Annotated in this window: 16 protein-coding genes; 4 read left to right on the top strand and 12 right to left on the bottom strand. The window is 67.9% G+C overall.

The window, feature by feature from the left end:
* The 9 genes from VHP37_20405 to VHP37_20365 form a co-directional block, all read right to left on the bottom strand.
* The coding region (locus tag VHP37_20405) for a tripartite tricarboxylate transporter permease (GenBank protein ID HEX2828728.1) at positions 1 to 234 on the bottom strand (234 nt) is incomplete at its 3' end.
* Between the two features lie 3 nt (positions 235 to 237).
* Positions 238 to 657: a tripartite tricarboxylate transporter TctB family protein gene (locus tag VHP37_20400; protein HEX2828727.1), complete on the bottom strand. Its 420-nt coding sequence runs from the start codon at positions 655 to 657 to the stop codon at positions 238 to 240.
* Positions 658 to 1,116: 459 nt separating this feature from the next.
* Positions 1,117 to 2,748 (bottom strand): SulP family inorganic anion transporter, encoded by a 1,632-nt coding sequence (locus VHP37_20395; GenBank protein ID HEX2828726.1) that lies wholly within the window; start codon positions 2,746 to 2,748, stop codon positions 1,117 to 1,119.
* Positions 2,745 to 3,839: a c-type cytochrome gene (locus VHP37_20390; GenBank protein ID HEX2828725.1), complete on the bottom strand. Its 1,095-nt coding sequence runs from the start codon at positions 3,837 to 3,839 to the stop codon at positions 2,745 to 2,747. Before VHP37_20390 ends, VHP37_20395 begins: the two co-directional genes overlap by 4 nt.
* Entirely contained in the window at positions 3,839 to 4,387 is a 549-nt protein-coding gene (locus tag VHP37_20385) for a hypothetical protein (protein ID HEX2828724.1), read from the bottom strand. The genes VHP37_20390 and VHP37_20385 overlap by 1 nt, the downstream gene beginning before the upstream one ends.
* On the bottom strand, positions 4,384 to 5,274 hold the full coding sequence (locus tag VHP37_20380; GenBank protein ID HEX2828723.1) for a PhnD/SsuA/transferrin family substrate-binding protein: 891 nt from the start codon (positions 5,272 to 5,274) through the stop codon (positions 4,384 to 4,386). Before VHP37_20380 ends, VHP37_20385 begins: the two co-directional genes overlap by 4 nt.
* A 29-nt stretch (positions 5,275 to 5,303) precedes the next feature.
* Positions 5,304 to 7,334 carry an EAL domain-containing protein gene (locus VHP37_20375; GenBank protein HEX2828722.1) on the bottom strand — a complete coding sequence of 677 codons (2,031 nt, stop codon included), beginning with the start codon at positions 7,332 to 7,334 and terminating at the stop codon, positions 5,304 to 5,306.
* Between the two features lie 305 nt (positions 7,335 to 7,639).
* Complete coding sequence (locus tag VHP37_20370; GenBank protein ID HEX2828721.1) at positions 7,640 to 11,032, bottom strand: hypothetical protein; 3,393 nt, start codon at positions 11,030 to 11,032, stop codon at positions 7,640 to 7,642.
* An 81-nt stretch (positions 11,033 to 11,113) separates the two neighbouring features.
* Positions 11,114 to 11,941 (bottom strand): peptidoglycan DD-metalloendopeptidase family protein, encoded by an 828-nt coding sequence (locus VHP37_20365; protein ID HEX2828720.1) that lies wholly within the window; start codon positions 11,939 to 11,941, stop codon positions 11,114 to 11,116.
* Positions 11,942 to 12,085: 144 nt separating this feature from the next.
* Between VHP37_20365 and VHP37_20360 the strand changes: the two genes are divergently transcribed.
* The 3 genes from VHP37_20360 to VHP37_20350 are packed head-to-tail and all read left to right on the top strand — an operon-like array spanning position 12,086 to position 14,624.
* Complete coding sequence (locus VHP37_20360) at positions 12,086 to 14,155, top strand: carbon starvation CstA family protein (GenBank protein HEX2828719.1); 2,070 nt, start codon at positions 12,086 to 12,088, stop codon at positions 14,153 to 14,155.
* Positions 14,148 to 14,330 carry a YbdD/YjiX family protein gene (locus VHP37_20355; protein ID HEX2828718.1) on the top strand — a complete coding sequence of 61 codons (183 nt, stop codon included), beginning with the start codon at positions 14,148 to 14,150 and terminating at the stop codon, positions 14,328 to 14,330. Before VHP37_20360 ends, VHP37_20355 begins: the two co-directional genes overlap by 8 nt.
* 21 nt (positions 14,331 to 14,351) lie before the next feature.
* Positions 14,352 to 14,624 (top strand): DUF4242 domain-containing protein, encoded by a 273-nt coding sequence (locus VHP37_20350; GenBank protein ID HEX2828717.1) that lies wholly within the window; start codon positions 14,352 to 14,354, stop codon positions 14,622 to 14,624.
* 54 nt (positions 14,625 to 14,678) lie between these two features.
* Here the strand turns inward: VHP37_20350 and VHP37_20345 are convergent, their stop codons facing one another.
* Together VHP37_20345 and VHP37_20340 are read right to left on the bottom strand one after the other, a co-directional pair.
* Positions 14,679 to 15,383 (bottom strand): amino acid racemase, encoded by a 705-nt coding sequence (locus tag VHP37_20345; protein ID HEX2828716.1) that lies wholly within the window; start codon positions 15,381 to 15,383, stop codon positions 14,679 to 14,681.
* A gap of 2 nt (positions 15,384 to 15,385) precedes the next feature.
* On the bottom strand, positions 15,386 to 16,408 hold the full coding sequence (locus VHP37_20340; protein ID HEX2828715.1) for a tripartite tricarboxylate transporter substrate binding protein: 1,023 nt from the start codon (positions 16,406 to 16,408) through the stop codon (positions 15,386 to 15,388).
* Between the two features lie 105 nt (positions 16,409 to 16,513).
* Between VHP37_20340 and VHP37_20335 the strand changes: the two genes are divergently transcribed.
* Complete coding sequence (locus tag VHP37_20335) at positions 16,514 to 17,740, top strand: MFS transporter (GenBank protein HEX2828714.1); 1,227 nt, start codon at positions 16,514 to 16,516, stop codon at positions 17,738 to 17,740.
* A 19-nt stretch (positions 17,741 to 17,759) separates the two neighbouring features.
* Here VHP37_20335 and VHP37_20330 read toward each other — a convergent pair whose 3' ends face one another.
* Entirely contained in the window at positions 17,760 to 21,341 is a 3,582-nt protein-coding gene (locus VHP37_20330; GenBank protein ID HEX2828713.1) for an ABC transporter ATP-binding protein, read from the bottom strand.
* Positions 21,342 to 21,363 lie beyond the last annotated feature (22 nt).

Below are 21,363 nucleotides of genomic sequence, written 5' to 3'. Positions count from 1 at the left end.
GGTGGTCGAGCCGCCGTACTGCGCGCCGTAGTAGATGCCCGCGAGCATGATGAGCGCGGAGACCGGCGGCACGTTGAAGGTGATCGGCAGCAGCATCGCGATGGTCGCGAGCGGTCCGATGCCGGGCAGCACGCCGATCAGGGTGCCGAGGAACACGCCGAGGAAGCAGAACCACAGGTTCTGGAACGACAGCGCGACGCTGAAGCCGAGGAGGAGGTTATTGAACAGTTCCATGGCTCAGTACCCCACGAACAACGGATACGGGAGGCCGAGGCCCCAGATGAAGAGCGCCCACGACGCGACGGTGAGGCCGAGCGCGAGGATGAGCACCTCGAAGAATTTGAATTCCTTGCCGGCATACGCCGAAGTCAGCACGAGGACGATCAGCGCCGGGATGAATCCGGCGTGCTCCATCAGCAGGCCGAAGATCACGGTTGCGATCGGCAGGATGGTGAGCGCTCGCAACGACCAGTTGCCGGGCATCGGCTCGGGGTTCAGCAATCCCTGGATGAGGCAGTAGATGCCGAACAGGATGAGCATGCTCGACAGCACGATCGGGAAGTAACCCGGCCCCATGCGCAGCGCGGTTCCCATCGGATAGTCCTGCGCCATGAACAGGCCGAGTGCGCCGGTGCCTATGAAGAACATACCCGACATGAAGTTCTTGTTGTCATGAAGCGGAACCTTGCTCCGCACAGCAGTAGCCATAGTCTCCTCGGAGTTGTAGTTGGCAGTCGCAGCCGGCGCAGAGAATAGTGGGCGCTCGATCCGGGCGGCCATTAGTGGAAACCCGAAGAAAGTATGGTGCAGCGTCCGTGGTGGGATCGCCGGCAACGACAGCGGATGTCGAGCCGCAGCGCGCCGACGCCGCTTCGTCGAGTGGCGAACAGCGCGGGTAAGCACTCAAAAATGAGTGCTCAGACAAACACTAAGCTGATGCAGGTCGACGTGCAGCGCACACGTACGAGCGGCGCCGCGTCATTACGAATCGCGATGCGTGAGCCTCGTGCAGGCGTTCGGCGCGCGGCGATCCATTCGAAATATCAATGAAGATTTTCGCGCGAATCCGCGCGAGGATGCATGCGGCGCCTCGCGCGTACCTGCGAGGCGGGCCGGCTAGAACTCGGCTCGGTGCCGCCGGTCGCGCCGGCGCCGGCCGCGCGCCTCGCGCCGCTCCTGCGTGCGGCGGTCGCCGGCTTCGGCGCGCGCGAGCTCCCGGCGGTCCATGCTCTCGCGCCGCTCGGAGCCGCGCCGATCGACGAAGCCCGCCTTGCGCGCCGCCTTGGCGGCCGCGAGCCAGCGGATGCCTTCCTGGTCGATGTAGTAGGCCTCCGAGAAGTCGATCACGAGCTCGTCGACCTGCGCGATCGCGCGGTGGTACAGCGCCTCGATCACCGGCAGCGACCCGTAATAGATGTTGCCGCGGATCTTCAGCACGTTGCCCTGCAGGCTCACGTTCGGGTGCGCCTGCTCCCATTTCGCGTAGGCGATCGCGAGTATCGACCCGAAGATCACCGCTTCGAACAGGTCGAGGAAGATCACCGACAGGAACGAGCCGAGGAACACCACGGTCTCGCCGCGGTGCCGGAAGTGCGGCCGGATGTCCTCCCATTTGATCATGTTCGCGCCGAGCAGCATGATCACCGCCGCCATCGCCGGCATCGGGATGACCGCGATCGCGCCGGCGAAGAAGATGACCAGGAGCAGCACCCACAGCGCCGAGATCACGATCGCGATGCGGCTGTGGATGCCGAGCCGGTGCACGAGCCACATGCGGTTGAACGAAGCGCACGTGGGGAGCGACGAGAGGAAAGGCAGCAGGCAATTCGACACCGCGTCGGAGAAGATGGCGCTGCGGCTGTCGGTGAAGCCGCCGGTCTTGCGGCTCATGCGGCGCATCGCCGCGACGGTCTGGAAGAGTCCGAGCAGCGCGAGCGTCACCGCGCCCGGCACGATGGCGATGATGTCGGGCATCGCCTCCTGCGTGAACAGCGGCACCGACGGGGCGATGAAGCCGATCGACGACAGGTTGCCGATCTGCTCGAGCAGCGTCGTCTGCGCGCCGAGTGTGACGTTCAGGTACTGCGAGTAGAGCGTCCCGGCCGCGACGCCGATGAGGATCGCCCAGTTGCGCAGGCGCTCGAACTGCTGCGCGGCCACGCACACGACCAGCGTGAGCAGCCCGACCTGGATCGCGTACAGGTTGCCGATCTCGACCACGGCGATGAGCGAATGCCAGGCGATCATCAGCGGCCATTCGACTTCGGTGTTGAGCGGCAGCCCGCCGAAAGTGGTCAGCGATTTGAAGATGAGGAAGAGCCCGATGCCGCAGATGAAGCCGTTGATCACAGGCTCGCTGATCAGGTCGAGCGTGCGCCCGAGCGGCCGGATCAGGTAGAACAGCATCTGGATGACCCCGGCCATCAGGCCCAGCGTCAGCGCGTAGCCCATGTACTCGGCGCCGAAAGGCGCGGCGACCGGCAGCAGCGTCACGCCGATCGCGGCCGACATCGAGTTGTTCGGCCCGCCGTGGAAGATCCGCGACGGATTCAGCAGCGCGCAGAAGAGCACGCCCCAGATCGCGGCGGCGATGCCGAAGTGCGGCGGCACGCCGGCGAGCGTCACCGAGAACGCCACCGCCTGCGGGATCGTGACGAGCGCGAGCGTGAGCCCGACGACGAGATTGCCGCTGACGGCGGGCCACTGCGCCCACAGCACGTCACGGTAGCGCAGCGCGAGCGCTTTCATTGCGCCTGCTGCGCGGCGTGGTGGGTCGCGTCCTCGTGCGATCCGTTGTCCATGAAGCGCAGCAGCGGCGGCAGCGTGCGCATCAGCACCTGTTGTTTGAGCGCCATGAGCGGCCCCTGCTTGTCACCCGCGGGGCGCGGCAGGTTGCCGATGTAGAACGCGATGTCGCGGCATTCCTGGTTCGTGAGCGTGCCTTCCTGGCCGAGCGGCATGTTGCGGCAGATGAATCCCGGCAGGATCGTCGAGACGTAGTTGAAGTAGTTGCGCGACTGGGAGTTCCAGGCGTTGGGCCCCGCGATGGCCGGCGCGATGAGCTGTCCGGCGACTTCGCGGCCCGAGGCGGCCGGGCCGTGGCACACCTGGCACTTCTCCTTGAAGAGCTGCTCGCCGCGCACGTAGTCGTCGCCCTGCTTGTTCGTGGCGGAGGCGGCGATCTCGTCGATGCCCTGCTCGTCGTAGTGGTTGCCGATCTTCAGATCGAGCGCCGCCGACAGGAAGCGGCTGTAGGCGGTGATGTCGCGGATCACGTCGTCCGAGATGTTCGGCTTGTATCCGTTCGAAGAGTTGATGAAGCACTGCATCTGGCGCAGCTCGAACGGCAGCAGCAGACCGGTGAAGCGGTCGTACATGTCGGCCATCGCCCACGAGGTGCCGAGGTGGAGCGAGCCCTTGAGCCGGTTGCCCTGCGCGTCCTGCTTGTCGCCGGCCGATTGATGGCAGTGGGTGCAGGCGAGATGGTCGCCGCGGATGTAACGCTTGGCGTTCCAGCGCTCGAGGCTGACGTCCCCGGCCTGACGGCCCTGCGTGTCGTCGATGATGTTGCAGCCGCGCTCGATGGCTCTCACGTCCTCTTCGCTGTAGCCGCGCAGCACGACCGCGGTGCCGGTGTGCTGCCGCACGTAGGGCGACTCGTATCGATCGCCGGCCGCGAGGGCATAGCGCGCGAGCTTCTGGCCGCATGCCTTGGTGAGCGTGACCGGCGCGCTGCGGATGTGATCGCGCTCGGCGTGCTTCCACGTGGCGAGGAGATAGAACCCTCCGGCGAGGAGGGCGAGCAGAGTGACTTTTGCGACCTTGACCGCCATTTGCATCACTGTGCGAGGTCCTCCTTCGAATCGGGCTTCACCGACGGCGCGGGCTTGACGGCGCCTTCGCTGAGCTGCAGATGATGGGCGACGGTGCGGGCGAGCAGCCGGATGTCACGCACCGCAGGGTCGTAGATCGTCGGCACGTAGCCGTTCATGGGCCCTGCGTAGCAGCGCTGCACCTGCTCCTCGAACGACACCCGGCGTCCGAGCTTCGCGCTGTAGCGATCGGAATTGACGAAGCCGTACGCCAGGTCTTCCGGCGTGTGGCAATCGGAGCACGAGTTCACCCGGTCGGCCGCGGTCTGACGCGTGAATCGCGGTGCGTACTTCCAGGTGTGCTCGAACAGGTTGTAGCCGTTCTGCACCGCGCGCACGAACTGGCCGTCCTTGCCGAAATAGGCGACGTCGTAATGCGCCCGGAACGACGCCCAGCCCGGTTCCGGCGCCACTTCCGAGCGAAACACCGGGAACCCCGAGCCCCAGCGCGCCCACGTCGTGAAAGCCACGAGCAGTGCGGCGGCGGCAAGCCTCTTGTTGCGCGGGATCCTCACTGTTTGACGGTCCCCTGTGCCCCGAACACCGCATCGATCATCTTGCGGTGCGGCACGTAATCCTTGTCCTCGGCCTTCTCGATGCCGCTCGTCTTGGCGGCCTTGAGCACCGCTTTGCCGGCGTCGGTCTTGTCGAGCTCGGTGAGGATCGCCTGGATCGCCTCGCGCTGCTTCGCCGGCATGGTGTGCTTCACCGCCCACGGCAGGAAGAGCAGCGGCTCGGTGGTGGCGAGTATCCTGAGCTCGCCGCTGTTGATGGCGTTCTTCACCACGGGCAGGTCGATGAGGATGTCGCCGCCGCCGGCCGCGTCGGCCTGCCTGTGATACAGCGCGAGCAGGGCGTTCGGCGGGTTGATCGCGAACTCGGTCTTGAAGTCGCCGTCCTTCAGGCCGGCGCGCATCATGAGAAAGCGCGGCCCGATATAGCTCATCATGGCGTCTTTGCCGCCGCCGAAGATCACCGTGCGGCCGCGAAGCTGGGCGAGATCGGTGATGCCGCTGTCTTTGCGCACGTAGATCGCTCCCGCGACCGCGCTCCTGCCGAATTCCTTGCTGTGGCCGATCACGCGATAGTGCTGCGACGAGCGGATGTAGTGATACTGGTTGTAGTGGACGATGTCGTACTTCTGCTGTTCGACGCCTTTCCAGAACGCATCGAAATCCTTGGCGGTCACGACCGAGACGCGTGCATTGCCGAGGCGGCGGCTCAGGTGCTCGGCGAGCGGGACGTACATGGTCGCGGTCTCGGTCGCGTTGTAGCGCGGGAAGATGCCGAGGACGAGCTGTTGCTCCGCGGCCGTCGCGGAGGGCGCCGCACAGGCGGCCGCGGCGACGGCGGCGGCGCCCTGCACGATACCCAGCCACTTGCGGATCGATCGAAATCCCACTTCCAAGCTCCTTACACCCATGGCGCGCATCACGCCGCGGCCACTTCGTCGGTGCGGACGCGCTCGAGAAAGCGGCCGTAACTCGCTTCATCCATTGGCTTCGCCAGGAAATAACCCTGCGCGAAGTCGCAGCCGTGCGCGGTGAGGAAGTGAAGCTGCTCGTGAGTCTCCACGCCTTCGGCGACGACCTTGAGGTCGAGCCCCGCCGCCATGGCAAGGATAGCCTTGACCACCGAAGTGTCGTCCGGGTTCCCCGGCAGACCCGCGACGAAGCCCTGGTCGATCTTCAGCAGGTCGAACTTGAAGCGCTTCAGATAGCTCAGCGCCGAATAGCCGGTGCCGAAATCGTCGAGCGACAGGCGAACGCCGAGCGCTCGCAGGCTCGCCAGCTCTTCGGCGACGGAATCCTGGTCGTCGAGCAGCACGCGCTCGGTCACCTCCAGCTCGAGCGCCTGCGCCGGCACCCCATAGGCGGCCATGAGCTCGGCCAGCCGTTTCGAGAAACGCTTCCTGAACTGCACCCCGGAGATGTTGATCGCCAGAATGCCCGGATCGATGCCGTGGCTGCGCCAGCCCGCCCACGCGCGGCACGCGTGCTCGAGCACCCAGTCGCCGATGGCGACGATCTGCCCGCTCGCCTCGGCGATCGGAATGAAATCGGCGGGGCTGACGTTGCCGCGCTCCGGATGCTGCCAGCGCAGCAGCACTTCGGCGCCCGCCGGGCGAGCCGTGCCCGTGACGTAGATCGGCTGGAAGTGCAGCGCGAGCTGGCCCAGCTTCGCCGCGGTGTGCAGGTCCTGCTCCAGCTCCATACGCGAGCGCAGCCGCGTGTTCATCTCCTCGGTGAAGAACATCGCCGAGCCGTCGCGCAGCGCCTTGGCCTGGTACATCGCGTTGTCGACGTTCGCCATGAGCGCTTCGACGCTCACGCCGTTGTCCGGATAGAGCGCGATGCCGATGCTGCACTTGGCGACGACCTGGCGCCCGCAGAGCTCTTGCGGCTCCGACACCGCATCGGCCATGCGCGCGGCGATGCGCTCGATCTCGACTTCGTCGGCGACGTCCGGCACGAGCACCAGAAACTCGTCGCCCCCGAGGCGCGCGACGCTGTCGGCATCGCGCATGCACGCCTGCAGGCGCGCGCCGATGCCCACCAGAAGCTGGTCGCCGGCGGCATGGCCGAGCGAGTCGTTCACGTCCTTGAAGTTGTCGAGATCGACGAACATCAGCGCGAAGCGCTCGCCCGAGCGCTTCGCGCGGCTGATCTCGCGGCTGATGCGATCGAAAGCCATCATGCGGTTCGGCAGACCGGTCAGCGCGTCGAAGTTCGCCTGCCGGTGCAGCTTCTCCTGCTTCAGCTTGACCTCGGCGGCCATCGTGTTGAAGGCCTGCGCGAGCGTGCCGAACTCGTCGGTGGATTTGACTTCGACGACGGGATACTCGCCGCGGCCGACTTCGTGCGATGCTGCGATGAGCTTCTGGATCGGCACCAGCACGCTGAAACGGAACACTGCGTAGATGGCCGCGCCGAGGAAGAGCACGATGGCGGCGAACAGGCCGAGCTGCCTCGCGAGCTGGCCCCGGATCTCGCGGTGCAACGATTCGCGGCTGAGGCCCACCAGGAAGTGGCCGAGCACGACCTGGTTGTGCACGATCGGGAATTCGAGGTGGAGGAGGTTGTCCTCGCCGCCCAGTTGTTGCAGCGCCGCGAGAAGTGCTTTCGGGCCGGCGGCTTCGAGCTTTTCACGCGCCGACGTGCTCGCGCCCCGGATGTAGGTGCTGATCGGCATCCCGTCGCGGGACAGCACCACGCCGTACACGACGTCCGGCTGGGAGGACACCTCGCGGGTGTAGTCGTTGAGCTGCAGATAGTCGAACGCGAGGATCGCCTGCGGGCTGATGACCGAGATCAGCCGGCCGAGCGCGCGCCCGCGCTCGTGCAGCTGCTGCTCCTGGCGCTCGATCGATGCCTGGACGAAGTAATAGGTGTTCGCCGCCAGAGTGCCGATCAGCAGGACCAGCACCATGACGGTGAATTTTGCGCGCAGCCCGAGCCGCATTACATTTCCTCTGCGGCGCGGCCGTACCCGACATCGCAGGACCCGACCGGCCACCCTTCGGTTTGTTGTTGTTCTTTCATTGCTTGCTTGACCACCCTTCCACGGACGACCGTACGCCGACCGGAAAAAGTGCTCGGCTACCGCCTTAACGGGGACGGCGGTCGCCACCTTTAGCAAAAAGGCGAACTTTTTCATTGCGGAGCCTGCGGATACGATCTACCGCCGCGCCGCCGCGCGCCGTCCGGGCCGTAATTTACGCCAAAAAGCGTGACGGGCGAACTACTTAGATCGGAAGCAGCGGAGGGTCAGATGCCGAAGAGGGTCAGGTAGTCCACCAGCGCGGCGCCGCCGATCCCGCCCAGCGGCAGCAGCAGCGCTTTCAACATCGGTTGCTGGGCATACGGCGCGAAAGCGCCGTCGCGCAGCTTTTCCACGCGATCGAGCACTTCCTGGAGCTGGGCCGAGGCCGTCGCGGCGCCGTCGCCTTTCGCCGCGATGAGCCGCCGCGAGATGCGCGAGGCGGCGACGTGCCGCGCGTGCTCGGCCGAGCGCCGCACCATCACCGCGCACGCGACCGCCGTCAGCCCCGAGATCACGAAGATGACGATGAGCGCCGGGTTGATGTCGAAGTTGTCGATGGCGCGGTGCCTGGCGAAGATGAAGAGCACGAGGATGATCGCGGGGTAATAGATGACGGTGTCGATCGCCGCGGTGTGCTCGGCGATCCAGCGCAGGTCGATCCAGTCGTTGCGCGTCGGCCCGTCGAGGTGCAGCTGCTCCTGGAACTTCTGCTGCGTGCTGTCCGGCCACTGCGATACCCCGTCGTTCAACTGGTCGATCATGCGCTGCGCGAGCTTGATCACGTCGACGACGATGAAGATGAGGTACAGGAACAGCACGACCCCCACGAAGATCACCAGGCTGTAGACGAAAAGGCTCGCGAAGCCGCGATACGGCACGCCCGGCTCGCCGAGCCACGCGACGAGCAGCCAGCCCACCCCCAGCCCGACGATCGTGAGCGGCGCGCAGCGATAGCAGCGCGCCCACCACGCGCCCCTGACGACGAACTCCTTCCACCGATCGGCGACGATGACCGTTCGATCCGCCGCGTCGGGCACCGCGTCGTCGCGATCCGGCACCCACGTGCGCACCAGGAGGTGCTCGGGGCGTCGGTTTCTGAACAATGCGCGCCAGCCGGGAAACGGCAGCCGCAACGCATCCGGCGCCGACAACCCGAAGCGCGAAGCGATGAGCGCTTCGTTCTCCGCGACGATGCGCCGGATGCGCAGAATGAAATAGATCGTCAGCACCACGGCCAGAAGCCGGATCGCCACCGACGGCCAGATGCTGATGCCGTCGGACCACGTCCACGGCTCGTAGCCGTCGTTCAGCCCCGCGACGATCCACGCCACCGCCGCGGCGGCGATGCCGAGCCACGCCGCGCCGACGCCGACGCGGCGGAACCGCGCGCTGGCCGAGAACGCGCCGTGCAGCCTGACGAACGCCGCCGACAGCAGCGCGGCCGCCAGCGCGCCCGCGAGCAGCAATCCGCCGATGCGCACCGCGGCCGGCTGCGCGCGCAGCGACGGCGTCTGCAGCGCAGCGCTCGCCGCGAGCAGCACGACGTACATGATCACGCCCGCAATCGCCGCGATCGCGAGCGCCGCCACCGTCCCCGGTGCGATGTCGCGCGCGTCGCGCGTCGCCGCCCGCACCGAGGCGCTGTACGAGTAGGTGAGCCGCCACAACAGCAGGAACCCGGCGAGGAGCAGCAGCGACGACTTGAGCGGATCCGGCGTGTAACGCGTCGCAACCGGGTGCAGCGACGCGCAATCGTCGATGCTGGTGCACGATCCGCGCTCGCCCGCGTCGTACGCGGTGAGATCGAACGCGCGCGAGTGTCCGATCTCGAACATGCGCGGCGTCGCGAGCAGGCTTTCGCTGCGCGTCGACCACGGATCCGCGTGCGAGCCCACGGCGAGCCGGGTCGCGAAAAACGCGGCGGTCTGGTAGTTGTCGCGGAACGGCGGCACGTGCACCTGGAGCTCGTTGCGCAGCTCGAGGCCGAAGCTCGACGCGACGAGGAGGTTGCGCGTCCATTCGATCTCGGAAGACTGCAGCATGCGGGCGTCCAGATCGGTGGTGAAGAACAGCGCTTTCGGAAACGCTTCGCGCAGCGCCCTCAGCACGAGGAGCTTGTCGTAGATGTCGCTGCCCATGACGCCGATCGCCCGCAGCTCGCCGCGCCCCTGCCGCATCGACTCCTCGTCGAGCGCCTTGATATGGGCGGCAAGGCGCCGCAGATAATCCTGCTGGCTGTTGCCGTCGGCGCGCTCGGTCGCCCCCGCTTTGGGAGCGTCCTTGTCCCCGCGCTTGTCGGACGCCCGCGGCGCCTCCTGTGCGCCGTCGCCGGCGGTGCGGCCGTCGAGCCCGCGCAGGTAGCTGAAGTAATCGATGCGGCACTTGCCCTGTGAGGGCGCCTGCGGGCTGCAGTTGGCGCGCTGCATCTGCGCCGGGAAGGCGCGCGCATACGTCGTATCCGCTTCGGCGACGACCGCGATGCGATCGCGGGCGACGCGCACGCCCCGGAGCTCGAGCTCGGCGCCGATGAGCGCCGCGAGCTGCAGGTCGGTGCCGATGGCGCGCTTGAGCGCGATGTTGCACTGGCGCAATGCCTGCGCCGCGCGGCTGCGCATCGCCGCGTAGGCGGTGAGCGCGCCCCCGGGAGTAAAGCGTGCGTCGGGCTCGAGGGGCGCCGCGACGTACGTCTCGCTCGTCGCGAACGGCGAGATGAGCTCGAACGTCGGCACCTTGCCCGGTGCGCACCACGCCGGCGCGTGCACCGGTCGCAGCGAGTCGACAGCGCCGTTGGTGGACGCGACGATCTGCGCCGGCGCGAGCGCGGTCACGATGTCGTACAGCATCTGCGATCCGGTCGGCCCCAGCACCTTGACCTGCGCCTGGACATCGGCGGGCAGCGCGCCGCGCAGATCGGTGGCGAGGCGATGCAGCTTCTCGAGCGGGTCCTGCGCGAACCACCGGTCATCGAGCCACAGCAGCACGACGCTGGCGCGGCGGGAACCGGCGACGAAGCGTTCGTACGGCACGATGAGCTCGGCGCGCCGCTTTACGGGACCCTGCGGCGGCGGCTCGTACGCCACGTAACGGAGGCTTTCGGCGTCCTCGGGCTCGAGCTGCTCGGCGAGGAGCGCCGAGACGACCGCGTAGCGGATGCGGCGTCGCGTTTCGGCTGCCTCGGCGTACGGCGCGCCCGGCAGCATCACGGCGACGATCCCGAGCCGTTGCGGCGCCGTGAGGCCGGCGAACAGTCCGCGCAGGCGCTCGGTGTGCTCGGCGGCGGTCACGCCGATCGGATTCCTGCGTTCCGGCTGCCAGCTTCCCTGAAGAAGCCGTGGGGATTTTCCCGACAAAGCATCCGCGGGTAGCGAGACGTCGAACGTCGTCCTGCCCGAACCGTCGCCCGACGGGCGCGCCAGGTGTTGTCTCACGACTTCGAGCGGGTCCTGCCACAGCCGCGCCTCGACCTTCTGCTGCTCGTCCGGTTTGGCCGGGGGCGCGCCGTGCGGCGGGCGCGCGCTCTCGAGCGGCGCCTGCTGATACCACACGATCGCGCTGACCGCGAGGAGCATTGCGAGCAGCCCCGGAAGCGCGCTCGGTCCGTCTCTTTGCTGCGCCACTGCCGACCTCCGGTGACGTGCGATGTCGCCCGCACTCGCGCCGATTATGTTGCGTGCGGCGCGCGGCCCGCAATCGGCCGCTTACGGGAGGAACGACGCCGGATCGACCGCGGTGGAATTGAGATAGACCGAGAAGTGCAGGTGCGGGCCGGTCACGCGCCCCGTCGCGCCGACCGCGCCGAACGCTTCGCCGGCCTTCAGCGCTTGTCCTTCGCTCGCGTCGACGCGCGACAGGTGCGCGTAGAGCGTCAGCAGGCCGCTGCCGTGATCGAGCACCACCTGGTTGCCCGAGAAGAAGTAATCGCCGACGTCGATCACGCGGCCCGAGGTCGGAGCGACGATCGGCGTGCCGCTCGACGCGGCGATGTCCATGCCCCCGTGAGGATTGCGCGCGACGCCGTTGAAGAAGCGGCGCAGGCCGAACGAGCTCGAGCGGCGTCCGGGTACGGGTTGCGCGAATGCGAACGTGGCCGGCGGCTCTTCGCTGAACGTCTTCAGCACTTTCTTCAGATGCGCGCGCTCGCGCTCGTAGCGCGCGAGGTCTTCGGGCGAGAGCTCGACCTGGCCCGGCTTCACCTTGAGGCGCTGCGACGCATACGTCTTGGGCGCGATCGGGATGTCGCGGCGCTCTTTGCGTCCGTCGGCGCGCTCGACGTCGACGTGCAGCGTCGCACCCGCCTTGGTCGCGAGGGGGATGCCGACGAGCGCGACCCATTCGTTGCCGTTGCGCGCGACGAGCACGCGCTTGTCGCCGAGGTGCACGCGCGGGGCAGCAGGCGCATTGCCGAGGCGCACCTCGGCGACGCCGCCCGGTACCGCTGCGATCCGTGGAAGGCGCGCCTCGCCGGCGTAGGCGCGAATAGCAAGTGCAAGCGAGGGGAATGCGAGAAGGAAGCTGCGTCGATGCATCGAGTGTGTGGCGGAAAACCTGACTTTCGAAAATTCGACTCCGACCCGGATTTCGGGGGGAGGGTCTAGCTTAACGCCTCGACGGCGGTTGCGCCGAGGCATACGATGGAACGCTCGACGACCCTCTAACCCGCGGAGGTCTTCATGTCGAAGCTCGCGTCCACCCTCGTCACCCTCGCCATCGCCGCGGTCGGCGCCATCGGGTTCGGAACGATAGCGCTCAACCGCGGCGAGACGGTCAACGCGGCCTGGCTGGTCACCGCCGCGCTCGCCGTCTACTTCATCGCTTACCGCTACTACAGCCGTTACATCGCCGAGCGCGCGCTGCAGGTCGACCCGTCGCGGCCGACGCCGGCGGTGCGGCGCAACGACGGCATGGATTACGTGCCGACCAACAAGTGGGTGCTGTTCGGCCATCACTTCGCGGCGATCGCCGGCGCCGGACCCCTGGTCGGCCCCGTGCTGGCGGCGCAGATGGGTTACCTGCCGGGCATGCTGTGGATACTCGTCGGCGTGGTGCTCGCCGGCGCGGTGCAGGACATGATCGTGCTCTTCGTCTCGACGCGGCGCGACGGCAAGTCGCTCGGCGAGATCGTGAAGATGGAGCTCGGTCCCGTGCCCGGCTCGGTCGCGCTGGTCGGCGTGCTGGCGATCATGATCATCATCCTCGCGGTGCTGGCGCTGGTCGTGGTCAAGGCGCTCGCCGAAAGCCCGTGGGGCACCTTCACCATCGCGGCGACGATCCCGATCGCGCTCCTCATGGGCGTATACATGCGCTACCTGCGTCCGGGGCGCGTGGGCGAGGCGTCGGCGATCGGCGTGGTGCTGCTGCTGCTGTCGATCTGGTTCGGCGGCGCGGTGGCCGACGATCCTTCGTGGGGTCCCGCGTTCACGTTGAAAGGCACCGAGCTCGCATGGGCGATCATCATCTACGGCGCGATCGCCTCCAGCCTGCCGGTGTGGCTCATGCTCGCGCCGCGCGACTATCTCTCGACCTTCCTCAAGATCGGCACGGTGGTGGCGCTGGCGCTCGGGATCTATATCGTCGCGCCGAATTTGAGGATGCCCGACGTGACGCGCTTCGTCGACGGCACCGGGCCGGTGTTCTCGGGGAGCCTCTTCCCGTTCCTTTTCATCACGATCGCCTGCGGCTCGGTGTCGGGCTTTCATTCGCTGATCTCGTCGGGCACCACGCCGAAGATGATCGAGAGCGAAGGCCACATCCGCATGATCGGCTACGGCGGCATGCTCACCGAATCGTTCGTCGCGATCATGGCGCTCACCGCCGCGTGCGTGCTCGATCCGGGCATCTACTTCGTCATGAACAGTCCCGGCGCGGTGATCGGTACGACGGTGCAGCAGGCGGCGCAGACGATCTCGGGCTGGGGTTTCGTCATCACGCCCGAGATGATCAGCCAGACCGCGCACGACATCGGGGAGAAGACGATCCTCTCGCGTGCGGGCGGCGCGCCGACGCTGGCGGTGGGGATGGCGCAGATCCTCGCGCAGGCGATGGGCGGCAAGTCGCTCGAAGCGTTCTGGTACCACTTCGCGATCCTGTTCGAGGCGCTGTTCATCCTGACGGCGGTGGATGCCGGAACGCGCGTGGGCCGCTTCATGATCCAGGACATGCTCGGCCACGTCTGGACGCCGCTCGGCAACACCGACTCGCTGCCGGCGAACGTCGCCGCGACCGGGCTGTGCGTGGGGTTGTGGGGCTACTTCCTCTATCAGGGGGTGGTCGATCCGCTCGGCGGCATCAACACCCTGTGGCAGCTCTTCGGCATCGGCAACCAGATGCTCGCGGGCATCGCGCTCATCGCGTGCACGGTGGTGCTGGTGAAGATGAAGCGCGAGCGCTACGTGTGGATCACGCTGATACCGACCGCGTGGCTGCTGGTGACGACGCTGACCGCGGGCGTGCAGAAGATCTTCCATCCGACGCCGGCGATCGGCTTCCTCGCGCAGGCGAAGCGCTTCGCGGACGGCGCGGCGGAAGGCAGGATCATCGCGCCGGCGAAGAGCGTGGAAGAGATGTCGCGCGTCGCGTTCAACAACTATCTCGACGCGGCGGTGTGCGCGTTCTTCGTGCTGCTCGTGGTGGTGATGTGCATCTACGCGATCCGCATCGGCCTGCAGGCGTGGCGCACCTCGCACCCGACCGCGGTCGAAACGCCGCCGGCGGCGATGGCGAAAGGAGCGGCGTATGTCTGATCGCCTGAAGGAGTTCGCCCGAGCCTGGCGCAAGGTGTTCGGCGTGCCGGATTACGACGCGTACGTCGAGCACATGCGGGTCACCCATCCCGGCGAGCGCCCGCTCGCGCGAGGCGAGTTCCTCGCGTGGGCGCTGGAGCGGCGGCACGCGGGGCGGGGCGCGCGGTGTTGCTGACGACAGCCGAAGGAGACGACGATGCCGAAATTCGTGATCGAGCGGGACATACCGGGGGCCGGCAAGCTGTCGGCGGCGGATCTGCACGGGATCTCGCAGAAATCCTGCGGCGTGCTCCAGAGCATGGGACCGAAGATCCAGTGGGTCCAGAGCTACGTCACCGACGACAAGGTGTACTGCATCTACATCGCCCCGGACGAGGCGACGATCCGGCAGCACGCGCAGGAGGGCGGATTCCCGGCGAACGCCATCGCCCGCATCCGCGCGGTCATCGATCCCACCACCGCCGACTGAAAATCCGGGTCAGAGTCACATTAACCGCGAATAATCTGACTCCGACCCGGATTTTCAGCTCGCGCTGAGCGACCACGCGACGCACTCGCGGGCGAGGGCGCGGGTCGCGTCGACGCAGCGCGCGCACGCGGGCGAGCCGATCGCGTCGAGCGCGACCGGAAGCTCGGTGCAGCCGAGGATCACGTGCCCGACGCCGCGCTCGAAGAGCAGCGTCGCGGCGCGCTCGACGAAGCGGCCGCCTTCCTCGAGGCTGCCGCGCTTCACCGCGTCGATGGCGTGGCGCACGAGCTGCTGCCGTTCCTCGGGCGGGTTGAGCACGCACTCGATGCCGTGCTCGGCGAGGCGGTCCTGGTAGATGCGCGCGTGTATCGTCGCTTCGGTGCAGAGGAGCCCCACGCGCGATTCGGTCCCGCCGCGCTTCCTCAGATCGTCGACCGCGGCATCCGCGATGTGCAGGATCGGCAGGCCGCTCGCGCGCTGCAGCTCTTCGTACCAGTGATGCGCGGTGTTGCAGGCGATCGCGACGCAGCCCACCTCCAGCTTGCGCAGCGCCATCATGCCTTTGAGCATCTGCGGCAGCGGCGATTCGGTGCCGTGCGTGATCGCGCCGACGCGGTCGGGGATCTGCGGCACCGAGTAAATCACCGCCGGCACGTGCTGCTCGTCGAATTGCGCCGGCGTCTCTTCGATCAGCTTTTTGAAGAAGTCCGCCGTCGCCATCGGCCCCATGCCGCCGAGCACTCCGAGTAAGCGCGGCATGCTCAATCCGCCTGTATCCTGGCCGCCTTCGCGACCTTCGCCCACTGGTCGCGCTCGCTGCGCAGGAACGCCGCGAACTCCTTCGACGAGCTCGCGACCGGCTCGGTGCCGTCGAGCGCGAGCCGCGACGAGACCTCCGGACGCTGCACCGCTTTCACCACTTCGCCCTGCAGCCGATCGACGATCGCGCGCGGCGTGCCGCGCGGCGCGAGCAAGCCGTGCCACTGCGTCACGACGAAATCGGGGACGCCCGATTCGATCATCGTCGGCAGATCGGGGTTCAGCTTAGAGCGTTGCGCGCTCGCGACGGCGAGCGGCTTCAATTTCTGCTGCCGGATCTGCGCCGACACCGAGCCGCCGGAGAGAAAGCTCATCTGCGTGCGGCCCGAGAGCATGTCGGGCAAGCCCGCGCCGACGCCTTTGTACGGGACGTGCACCAGCTGGGTTCCGGTCTTCATCGCGAAGAGCTCGCCCGACAGGTGCGCGAGCGAAGCCGGCCCCGTGGACGCGTAGTTGATCTTGCCCGAATTCGCTTTCGCATACGCGACCAGCTCTTTCACCGAGTGCACCGGCAGGCCGGGATAGATGGTGAGGAGGTACGGGCTCTGCGCGATCTGCGATACCGCGTCGAAGTCGCGCAGCAGGTCGTAGCGCGTCTTGTGCACCACGCCGTACACGACGAGGCTCGCGGAGAGCACCATCAGGGTGTAACCGTCCGGCGCCGCGATCGCGCAGACTTCGGCGGCGATGCTCCCGCTCGCGCCGGGACGGTTGTCCACGACCACGTTCTGGTGGAGCGACTCGCCGATCGGCGCGGCGACGAGGCGCGCGACGAGGTCGAGCCCGCCGCCGGGACCGGAAGCCACGGTCATGCGGATCGGCTTGTTCGGATACGCCTGTCCTGAGCCTTTTGAGCCTTTGTCGAAGGACGAAGCTGCCTGAGTCTGCCCCTGCGCGCCCGGCGCGGCGGCGACGACGGTCGCCGCGAGAAAAGCGGCGATGCGGGTGTGCGTTCCTGCGTTCACTGCGCCTCCTCGGGTTTCTTTTGGTGAAGCCGCATTGTAAAGAACAAGAACATGAAGGAACGGAAAGGGCGCAAAGGACATGCGCGCCCGTGTTCTAATCGGACGATGAGCACAGCGCACAGCACCGATTCCCCGTACGCGTTCGCACGCCTCGCGGTCGCGCTCGCCCTCGCCACCATCGGCGCGACCGGCATGTACATCGTCCCGGTCGTGCTGCCGAACGTGCAGGCCGAGTTCGGCGTCGCCCGCGCCGACGCGGCGACGCCGTATTCGATGTTGATGATCGGCTTCGGCGTCGGCGGGCTGATGATGGGACGGCTCGCCGACCGCTACGGCATCGTGGCGCCGCTCTTCATCAGCTCGGTGGCGCTGGGTCTGGGCTTCGCGCTCGCCGGCACCAGCGAGAGCATCTGGACGTTCACGCTGGCGCACGGCCTCTTGATCGGCTTCCTCGGCTGCTCGGCGATGTTCGCGCCGCTCATCGCGGACACGTCGCTGTGGTTCGCGCGCCGCCGCGGCATCGCGGTAGCGATCTGCGCGAGCGGCAACTATCTCGGCGGAACCATCTGGCCCGGGGTGGTGCAGCATTTCGTCGAGTCGGTCGGCTGGCGCCATACCTACTTCGGGCTCGGCGCGTTCTGCTTCGTGGCGATCGCGTCGCTCGCACTCTTCATGCGGCAGCGTCCGCCGACGCTGGCCGCGGCCGCGTCGACGCACCGCGAGGCGGCGACGGCGATGCCTTTCGGGCTCGCGCCGTGGAAAGGACAAACCCTGCTCTGCATCGCGGGCGTCGCGTGCTGCGTGGCGATGTCGATGCCGCAGGTCCACATCGTCGCGTACTGCGCCGACCTCGGTTACGGCGCGGCGCGCGGCGCGGAGATGCTGTCGGTCATGATGGGATTCGGCATCGTGAGCCGGCTGGTGTCGGGAATCGTCTGCGACAGGATCGGGGGGCTGCGAACGCTGCTGCTGGGCTCGTTCCTGCAGGGGGTCGCGCTGCTCCTCTTCCTGCCGTTCGACTCGCTGATGTCGCTCTACGTGATCGCCGCGCTGTTCGGGCTCTTCCAGGGCGGCATCGTGCCCTCGTACGCGATCATCATCCGGGAGTACTTTCCCGCGAAGGACACGGGCATGCGCGTCGGCCTCGTCATGATGTGCACCCTCGGCGGCATGGCGCTCGGCGGCTGGATGTCGGGCCGCATCTTCGATGTGACGGGCTCGTATCACGCCGCGTTCGTGAACGGCGTAGCGTGGAACCTGCTCAACCTCACGATCGCGTGCACGCTGATGTGGCGCTCCCAGCGCCGCGTCAGGTCTACCGTCCCTGCGTAGCGAATAATCCGGGTCAGAGTCAGATTTCCTGCGCGTAGCTGCGCTGGACGCTCGTCACCTGCCGCTCGACGAGCCGCGCATAGAAGCCGCGGCGCGCGAGCAGCTCGGCGTGGGTGCCGCTTTCCACCACGCGCCCTGCGTCCATCACGAGGATGAGGTCGGCCGCGCGTATGGTCGACAGGCGATGCGCGATCACGAGCGTCGTGCGGTCGACCATCAGCGCATCGAGCGCGGCGCGCACGCGCGCTTCGCTCAGGGTGTCGAGGTGGGACGTCGCCTCGTCGAGGATGAGGATCGGCGCATCCTTGAGGAACGCGCGCGCGATCGCGATGCGCTGGCGTTGTCCGCCCGAAAGCTGCACGCCGCGCTCTCCGACGCGCGTCTGTAAGCCCTCCGGCAGCGTAGAGACGAAATCGGACAGCGCCGCGCGCTCCAGCGCCTGCCCGATCTCTTCGCGTGTCGCCTCGGGGCGCGCGAGCCTGACGTTCGCTTCCAGCGTGTCGTTGAAGAGGTAGGTGTCCTGCGCGACCAGCGCGATGCGGCGGCGCAGCCCGTCGAGCGTGAGCTGCGTCAGATCGGCGCCGCCGATGCGCACCGCGCCTTCTTCGGGATCCCAGAAGCGCAGCAGCAGGTTCGCGATCGTCGTCTTGCCCGCGCCGGACGGGCCGACCAAAGCGACGGTCGCACCGGCGGGCACGTCGAACGAAACGCCCGACAGCGCCGGCGCGGTGCGCCGCGGATAGGTGAATCGCACGCCGTCGAACTGCAGCGACGACCCGCCCGCGCGCGCCGGCGGCTCGATCGGACCGTCGACGATGCGCACGGGCTCCGCATGGACGACATGGAGCCGGCGCGTCGAGGCGATGGTGTCGGCGAGCTGCCGCCCGACCTGCGCGATCTCGGACACCGGCAGGAACGCCGCGACCGACACCAGGATGAGCAGCGGCAGCAGGGCCGGCGCGAGCGCGCCGCTCGCGGCGAGATACGCACCGAGACCGGCAACCGCGAGCCCGCCGAATCCGGTCGCGAGCTCGAGCTTCTCGTTCTGACGCGAAAGGTCGTAGAGGAGCGCCAGCCGCTTCTCCTGGTAGCGCTGCACCAGCGTCATCAGCTCCTCGCGGCGGCGCTGCGTCGCCTCGAACGCGATCAGCTCGGACAGCCCCTGTATGGTCTCGGTCACGTGCGCGGCGAGCGCGCCCAAGGCGCCGCGCGCTTCCGATCCCATGCGATCGATGCGCGAGCGCCCGATCCACGGCGAAAGACCGGCGTGGAGCAGGAACGGCAGCAGCGCCAGCGCGAGCGGCCACGCGGTGAAGCCTAGCGATACGAGCACCGCGCCCGGCACGAGCACCGCGACGAACGCGGGCGCGACCGTGTGCGCATAGAAATATTCGACGGTCTCGACGTCCTGCGTCGACAGCGCGAGCAGATCGCCCGAGCGGCGCTCCAGCAGGTACGCCGGCGCGAGCGCCTCGAGCTTTTCGTAGAGGTCGATGCGCATCTCGGCGAGCAGGCGATACGCCATGTCGTGCGCGAGCCACGATTCGAGCCAGTGCAGGAGGCCCGCGAGCGGCGCGACGACGAGCAGGGCGATCACCAGTGACTGCGGCCACGCCCCGCCTTTCACCGCCGCGAGCACGAGCGCGCCGAGCACGCCCACGCCGATGAAGGCGGACACCCGGCCGACGCCCGACACGATCGTCACCGCGAGCTGCCTGCGCCACGGCCGTATGAAGCGCAGCAGCGTGAGCAGCGTGTCGCGCCAGCCGACGTTTGCCGCGTCGCTGTCGATCGGGCGGGGCCCGACGCGCACTTCGGGCGATTCGGTTGCCGGTGCGGAAGCGCCCGGCTCGATCGCGCGCTCCGCGATCACGTCCTGATCGGCGGCCGCCTGCGAGCCCATCAATAAACGATACGGTCCGTCGCGCCGCATGAGCTCTTCGTGGCGCCCGCTCTCCACGACGCGCCCGTGCTCGAGCACGAGGATGCGGTCGGCGCCGATCACGCTCGACAGGCGGTGCGCGAGGATGAGCGTGGTGCGCCCGCGCATCAGGCGGTCGAGCGCTTCCTGGATCACCGCTTCGTTCTCGGCGTCGACCGAGGAAAGCGCTTCGTCGAGGATCAGGATCGGCGAATCGCGCAGCACCGCGCGCGCGATGGCGAGGCGCTGGCGCTGCCCGCCCGAGAGGCGCGTGCCGCGCTCGCCGATGACCGTCGCGTAGCCGTCGGGCAGCGCGAGGATGAAGTCGTGCGCGTTCGCGGTGCGCGCGGCGGCTTCGATCTCGTCGCGCGTCGCATCGGGTCGCCCGAGGCGCAGGTTGTCCTCGATCGTGCCGTAGAAGAGATAGGTGTCCTGTGCGACGACCGCGATGTCGCGGCGGATCGCGTCGGGGGCGATATCGCGCAAGTCGCGGCCGTCGATGCGCACCGCGCCGCCTTGCGGATCGTAGAGCCGCAGCAGCAATCGCACGATGGAGGACTTGCCCGCGCCGCTCGAGCCGACGACGCCCACGCGCTCGCCGGGCGCAACCGAGAACGAGAGCTTGTCGAGCGCCGCGTCGCGCACGCCGGGATAGGCGAACGAAACCTCGTCGAAAGCGATCGCGCGTTCGGGCTGCGCCGGAAGCGTCGAGCCGCCGGAGGGGGCAGAGACCGGCTCGTCGAGCAAGGCGCGGATGCCTGCCGCCGCCGATTGTCCCGTCATGCCCTGGTGCAGCACCGTGCGCAGGTCGCGCAGCGGCCGGAAGATCTCGGTGCCCGCCATCAGCACGACGAGCAGCGCTTCCATGCCCATCTCGCCGTGGGTGACCCGGTACGCGCCGAGCACCAGCGCCGCCGCCGCGCCGACCGCCATGCCGACGTCGGTGACGCCGCGGGTGAGGATGCTCGCGGCGAGCACCCACAGCGTCTGGTCGGAGAGCGACCGCGCCTTCGCGCCGAGCATGCGGCCGTACGCCTTCGCCTGTCCGAACGCTTTGAGCGTCGGCAGCCCCTGCATCGCGTCGAGGAACTCCTCGCCGTACGACTTGAACGCTTTCTGGCGCGCGACCGCGGCGCGCTGGTTCTGTTTATGGAGAAAGCTCGGGAGCAGCAGCGTGACGATCGCCGCGGCGAGCATCACGCTCGCCACCGGCACGTCCCACCACATCATGAAGGCGAAGATCGCGAACGGCGCGCACGCCGAGATGAAGAGCTGCGGCAGGTACTGGCCGAAGAACGTCTGGAGCTGCTCGACGCCGTCGATGATCGACAGCATGACGCCGCCGGTGCGCTCGGCGGCGAACCAGCCCGGTCCCAGCGCGACGATCTTGTCGTAGAGCATCGCGCGCAGGCGCTCCTGCACCCGCGCCGCGGTGCGATGCGCGAGCTTCGTTCTCGCGTGCTCGAGCGCGGCCCTGACCAAGATCGCCGCGAAGACGCCCATGAACGGCACGGCGAGCTCGCTCGAAGGCGCCGAACGAAACACCAGCGCGAGGAACCAGCCGAGGAACGCGAAGCGCGCGATGCCCGCGGCGAGTGCGAGGAGACCCAGCACGGCCGCGACCACGATGCGGCCGCGCAGTCCCGCGGTCAGTGCCCAGAGCTTGAGATCGAAGTACATGACGCATAATAAACACGGGGAG

The sequence above is a fragment of the Burkholderiales bacterium genome, assembly GCA_036262035.1.
Taxonomy (GTDB): Bacteria; Pseudomonadota; Gammaproteobacteria; order Burkholderiales; family SG8-41; genus JAQGMV01.
The sequence above is the reverse complement of the archived record's forward strand: the minus strand, read 5'-3'. Positions and strand labels throughout refer to the sequence as shown.